General features: G+C 41.2%; 5 protein-coding genes. 4 read left to right on the top strand and 1 reads right to left on the bottom strand.

Features of this window, described 5'->3' with window-relative positions; genetic code table 11:
• The first annotated feature begins 48 nt into the window (after positions 1-48).
• From ACFWE9_RS25710 to ACFWE9_RS25695, 4 genes are all read left to right on the top strand, one after another.
• Entirely contained in the window at positions 49-2,223 is a 2,175-nt protein-coding gene (locus ACFWE9_RS25710) for a DNA topoisomerase III (RefSeq protein ID WP_230160253.1), read from the top strand.
• 102 nt (positions 2,224-2,325) lie between these two features.
• Positions 2,326-2,754 (top strand): transcriptional regulator MntR, encoded by a 429-nt coding sequence (mntR, locus tag ACFWE9_RS25705; protein ID WP_230160255.1) that lies wholly within the window; start codon positions 2,326-2,328, stop codon positions 2,752-2,754.
• Positions 2,755-3,042: 288 nt separating this feature from the next.
• On the top strand, positions 3,043-3,738 hold the full coding sequence (locus ACFWE9_RS25700; RefSeq protein WP_230160257.1) for a class I SAM-dependent methyltransferase: 696 nt from the start codon (positions 3,043-3,045) through the stop codon (positions 3,736-3,738).
• On the top strand, positions 3,738-4,433 hold the full coding sequence (locus ACFWE9_RS25695) for an AIM24 family protein (protein WP_230160410.1): 696 nt from the start codon (positions 3,738-3,740) through the stop codon (positions 4,431-4,433). The genes ACFWE9_RS25700 and ACFWE9_RS25695 overlap by 1 nt, the downstream gene beginning before the upstream one ends.
• A gap of 89 nt (positions 4,434-4,522) precedes the next feature.
• Here ACFWE9_RS25695 and metA read toward each other — a convergent pair whose 3' ends face one another.
• A complete protein-coding gene (gene metA, locus ACFWE9_RS25690; protein WP_230160260.1) occupies positions 4,523-5,431 on the bottom strand; it encodes a homoserine O-acetyltransferase MetA in 909 nt (302 codons plus the stop codon).
• Positions 5,432-5,454: the final 23 nt, after the last annotated feature.

The following is a 5,454-nucleotide window of genomic DNA, read 5'->3' as shown; positions in this document are numbered from 1 at the left end:
GTATAATAATAAAGAAAGATATTTTTTTACGGATTAGGTGACGAAAATATGAAGCTAATCATTGCGGAGAAACCAGATCAAGGTTCAACGCTAGCAGCTCAATTTAAAACGAAGAAACAGCAAGGCTATATAGAAATTTTGCCTAATGAACTTTTCCCCGATGGTGCTTATGTAACATGGGCTGTCGGACATTTATGTCAACTTGTATCGCCGGAAACGTACGATTCCAAATGGAAAAAATGGTCGATGGATACATTGCCGATGATTCCTGAGAGATTCCAATATGAAGTGACCCGGCAAAAGGCGAAGCAATTCAATGTTGTGAAGACTTTGCTTAGGAAACCCGATGTCGATGAAATCATCCATGCCGGCGATGCCGGGCGTGAAGGAGAATTGATTGTCCGAAACATCGTCAATCTATGCAGCGTCAATAAACCGATGAAACGTTTATGGATTTCCTCTTTGACCCCAAAATCCATTTATGAGGGATTCCAAAATCTGATGAGCGAAGAAAAAACAAGGCCACTTTATCATGAAGCGTATACGAGAGCTTGTGCAGACTGGGTTGTGGGCATGAATGCATCCCGAGCGTATAGCATCTTATTGAAACAAAGGGGCGTTTCGGATGTATTTTCAGCTGGCAGGGTTCAGACACCTACCCTCGCTTTGATCGTGAAGCGGGAAATGGAAATTGAGCAGTTCAAGTCTGAACCGTTCTGGGAAGTGTTCGCTGATTTCAAGATGGATGGAAAGAAATATCAGGGGAAATGGCAGCAGAACAATGATTCGAGGATCAAGACAAAAGAACTGGCTGAAAAAATAGCCGCCTTTTGCAAGGGTAAGGAAGCCGAAATTGCAGAAATGGCTACAGAGAGAAAAGAGTTTCAGCCCCCTTTATTATTTAATCTTTCCTCATTGCAAGCAACAGTAAATAAGATTTATAAATATTCACCGAAACAGACACTTGATATTGTCCAAAGTTTATATCAAAAAGGGATCGTTTCTTATCCACGTTCCGACTCCAATTATGTGACTGAGGGAGAAGCCGAGACATTTCCCGATATATTGCAAAAACTAAGTGGCTTTTCTGAATATGAATCACTTTTCCCTGTGCCTCAACCTAGTATCATCAATAATAAACGCTTTGTAAATGAAAAAAAAGTGACGGATCACTATGCCATTATCCCGACGGAGCAGGTTACCGACCCAAAGCGACTTTCCGCTGAAGAACGGAATATTTATGACTTGATAGTACGGCGGTTGATTGCGGCTCATTATGAGAAAGCCATTTTTGATTACACAACCATTAAAACACTCGTCGATAAGCGGGCAGAATTCATTTCAAAAGGGAAGCAACAGATTCAAGAGGGATGGCGCAAAGTGATTTTCCAAAATGACAAGGATGATGATGATGTCCTTTTGCCGTCCGTTTCACAAGGAGATACTGGAAAGGTCGCCAATTTAAAGGTGAAAGAAGGTAAGACCCAGCCTCCAAAGCGCTATACAGAGGGCCAGTTGATCACCTTGATGAAAACGGCGGGAAAACATCTGGATAATGAAGAATTGGAAAAGGTGCTGATGAAAACCGAGGGCCTTGGTACCGAAGCAACCCGAGCTGGTATCATTACCATGCTCAAAGATCGCAAGTACATTAATGTCAAAAAAAATCAGGTGTTTGCGACAGATAAAGGGAAAGTGCTGATTACGGCCATTGGGGAGAAAATCCTGGCTTCACCTGAAATGACAGCTAAATGGGAAAAGCGTTTAAGGGAAATTGGTGAAGGAAAGGCTTCAGCCGGTGTTTTTATGGAAGCTGTTAAAAAGATGTCAGCAAAAATTATCAGTGATGCCGTGGAGTCATCGGAAAGCTGGGATTTTCAGGGGCTTGATACCGAATCGATTCAAAGGAGCGGCTCTAAAAAGAGAAGCGCAGCATCAGTGGGCAACTGTAAGCTATGCGGTTCTAAGATTGTCGATAAAGGGGAATTCTACGGATGTGTGAGTTATCAAAAAACGAAGTGTAACTTTACGATTTCCAAAAAAATCCTCAATAAGAAAATCAGCCAAGCCAATATTAAAAAGCTGTTGGCGAGTGGGGAAACGGATTTGATAAGCGGATTTAAAAAAGGAGAAAAGACCTTTGATGCCATTTTATCTTGGTCCGATTCCGAAAAGAAGATCAGTTTTACATTCCCGACAGAAGAAGCCATTAAACAAACATGAGAAGAAACTTCATTAAAAGGCGCCCTGAGACGATATCTGCTTGTTTCGGGGCCGCTTATATAGTAAAATTTTTAGATATGCGTTTGAATGGGAGGTATCCGAATGCCTACACCGAGCATGGAGGATTACATAGAACAAATTTATTTACTTATTGAAGAAAAAGGGTATGCAAGGGTTTCTGATATTGCCGAAAATCTTTCCGTCCATCCATCTTCTGTTACAAAAATGGTTCAAAAACTGGATCATGAAAAATATTTGATATATGAAAAGTATAGAGGTCTCGTTTTAACTGCAAATGGGAAAAAAGTTGGTAAAAGGCTCGTATACCGTCATGAACTTTTAGAACAGATGCTAAGATTGATTGGGGTCAAGGAAGAAAATATCTATCAAGATGTTGAGGGGATTGAACATCACCTTAGTTGGAATGCCATTGATAGGATTGGGGACCTTGTTGAGTTCTTTGAGGAAAATCCTGATCGTGTCGAGGATTTACGCAAGATACAAAAAAGAAATGAAGAAAATTCAAAATAAGCTGCCACTGGCAGTTTTTTTTATTTGTATTAATAGGATAAAATCATATGCTTTCTAGAACTCGGCATTCATCATTTTACCACACACGTTGTTTAAAGGAGGACGGCACAAAAGTCGTTTAAAAAAGGATTTATTAAGTAAGAGCAGAATAGTTATATGAAGCCCCCTTATTTGGAAAATGGGTGTTTTAGTTGAACGTTAACGGGAACGGGTTAGGCCCCCTTGTTATTTCTGTGATTGTTTCAGTTACTTATATAAATAGGGGTTAAATGGGAGGATGATTGCCTGATGAATTTACATACTTGGCATAAAGAAACGGAAAAGGAATGGGATGCCTTTGCGCCTATATGGGTGAAGAATTCGCAAGAAATGTGGGAAACAGGCAGCCGAAAAAGTATTATCCCGTTTTTCTCTGAATATGTACCACTTGGATTGAAAGTGGCTGACATTGGCTGTGGGGATGGAATGGGTTCCTTAAAACTAGCCCAAGCAGGATTTGAAGTGACTGGCGTCGATTTATCCAATGTCATGATTGAATTTGCAAAAGGGAAAACGGCTCAACACCCTAATCTATCTTTTATTCAAGGAGATTTTAATAATCTCCCATTCAAGGATGAAGAAATGGATGCGGCAATGGTCATTAATTCTTTGGAATATACGGGTGAACCATTAACCGTGATGAAGGAAATTCAACGGGTAATAAAGCCTGGGGGTTATGCCTGTTTTGCCATACTTGGTCCGACAGCGGAACCTCGGAAAAAATTCAGTTTTCAACGATTATTAGGGGACCAAGTGATCATGAATACCATGCAACCTTGGGAATTTGAAAAAATGGCAGCTGAAACGGGATGGAAAGCGATCGCTGAGACCGGCGTTGCGAAGAGAGGAGTGGACTACAAAAAATTAGGACATTTTTCAAAGGAATTAAAGCAAGCTGTATCGTTCATGTGGCTGTTCCTCCTTCAAAAGGATGGTGCTCAGTGATGGAGAAGTATCAAATCGATCAATTCGTTGAAAAGACGAAACAGCAGGATAAAGGGCAAGGCTTGTTTGAGCTTGAAACGGAACGGATACTGGAAATTAATCTTGAACAACAAATCTGGGCAAAAATGGGGACGATGGTTTCTTATCGGGGCCATATTAAATTCGAGCGGGAAGGAATCTTGGAGCATGGTTTGGGTAAACTGTTCAAAAAAGCCTTAACTGGTGAGGGTGCATCCTTAATGAAGGCAACCGGAAACGGCAAACTGTATGTCGCGGATCAAGGGAAGAAGATTTCAATCATACAATTAAATGGGGAATCGATCTGTGTGAACGGGAACGATTTACTCGCCTTTGAGCCGAGTATTCAATGGGATATAAAAATGATGCGGCGCATTGCCGGGTTATTGGCGGGTGGATTGTTCAATGTAAGGCTCGAGGGGAGAGGGATGGTCGCCTTCACTTCCCATTATGAGCCGCTCACATTAATGGTGGAACCCGGAAATCCAGTGTATACGGACCCGAATGCCACTGTGGCTTGGTCAGGGGAACTGCAGCCTGAATTCGTAACGGATGTTTCATTAAAGTCGTTTTTTGGAAGGGGAAGCGGTGAATCTGTACAAATGAAATTTCAGGGTAAGGGATTTGTGGTCGTCCAACCTTTTGAAGAAGTCTACTTCGGTAATAAAGAGTCATGAAACAAAAAACCTGAGGCACTCAGGTTTTTTGTTTCCCATGGCTATTCGTACTACTCATTTAAAAGAGTAACTTTATTTTCCTTACCCTTTCAATCCCACTCATATGGGGTCGATTGGTACACATAATAGTTAAGCCAATTCGAGAACATCAGGCTGCAATGACTCTTCCAGCGATGAAGAGGTACTCTGGTTGGATCATTTTCAGGATAATAATTTTCTGGAAGTTGTGTATGGATTCCACGTTCCCTATCGCGCTTATATTCTTCACCGAGGGTATCGGCATCGTACTCGAAATGACCGGTCACCATAATTCTTTTACCATCAACTGAAGCGGCCATCAATACCCCTGCTTGATTTGATTGTGCCAAAATCTTCAATTCTGGATGGTTCACTAATTTTTGATAGTCAATATCCGTATAGCGCGAATGAGGAGCCATGAAATAGTCATCGAATCCGCGGACTAGATTTTCATTTGGTTCAAGTACCTCATGAGTGTATATGCCGAAGCATTTCTCTGGCAGTTCGTATTTGCCTATTCCATAATGATGGTAAAGGGCTGCTTGAGCTCCCCAACAGATATGTAAGGTCGATGTGACATTTTCAGCGGACCAGTTCATGATACTCTGCAGTTCTTCCCAATAGTTAACGTCTGTAAATTCCAGTTTCTCCACTGGAGCGCCTGTAATGATCATGCCGTCATATCTCTTTGTGCGAATATCATCAAATGATTTATAAAATTGATCCAAATGAAATTTACTTGTGTTTTTCGATTCATGTGTGCTCAAGCGCAGGAATGATATATTTACTTGAATGGGAGTATTGCCAAGAAAGCGCAGTAACTGAGCCTCTGTTTTTTCTTTCTCGGGCATAAGGTTTAAAATCAATATATTCAATGGGCGGATTTCCTGATTGGTAGCCCTTTCCTCATCCATTACGAAGATATTTTCCTGTTCTAAAATCTCTTTAGCTGGCAGTTGCTCCGGAATTCTGATTGGCATGATTAGCCTCCTTCTCCAAAAAC

Origin of the sequence: Peribacillus sp. NPDC060253 (genome assembly GCF_042727425.1) — a bacterium.
Taxonomy (GTDB): Bacteria; Bacillota; Bacilli; order Bacillales; family DSM-1321; genus Peribacillus.
Note: the sequence above shows the minus strand (reverse complement) of the source record. Positions and strands in the feature narration are given on the sequence as shown.

Coding starts and splice junctions, on each gene's coding strand:
- mntR (WP_230160255.1), top strand. CDS start 2,326: ATGCCTACACCGAGCATGGAGGATTACATAGAACAAATTTATTTACTT.
- ACFWE9_RS25700 (WP_230160257.1), top strand. CDS start 3,043: ATGAATTTACATACTTGGCATAAAGAAACGGAAAAGGAATGGGATGCC.
- ACFWE9_RS25695 (WP_230160410.1), top strand. CDS start 3,738: ATGGAGAAGTATCAAATCGATCAATTCGTTGAAAAGACGAAACAGCAG.
- ACFWE9_RS25710 (WP_230160253.1), top strand. CDS start 49: ATGAAGCTAATCATTGCGGAGAAACCAGATCAAGGTTCAACGCTAGCA.
- metA (WP_230160260.1), bottom strand. CDS start 5,431: ATGCCAATCAGAATTCCGGAGCAACTGCCAGCTAAAGAGATTTTAGAA.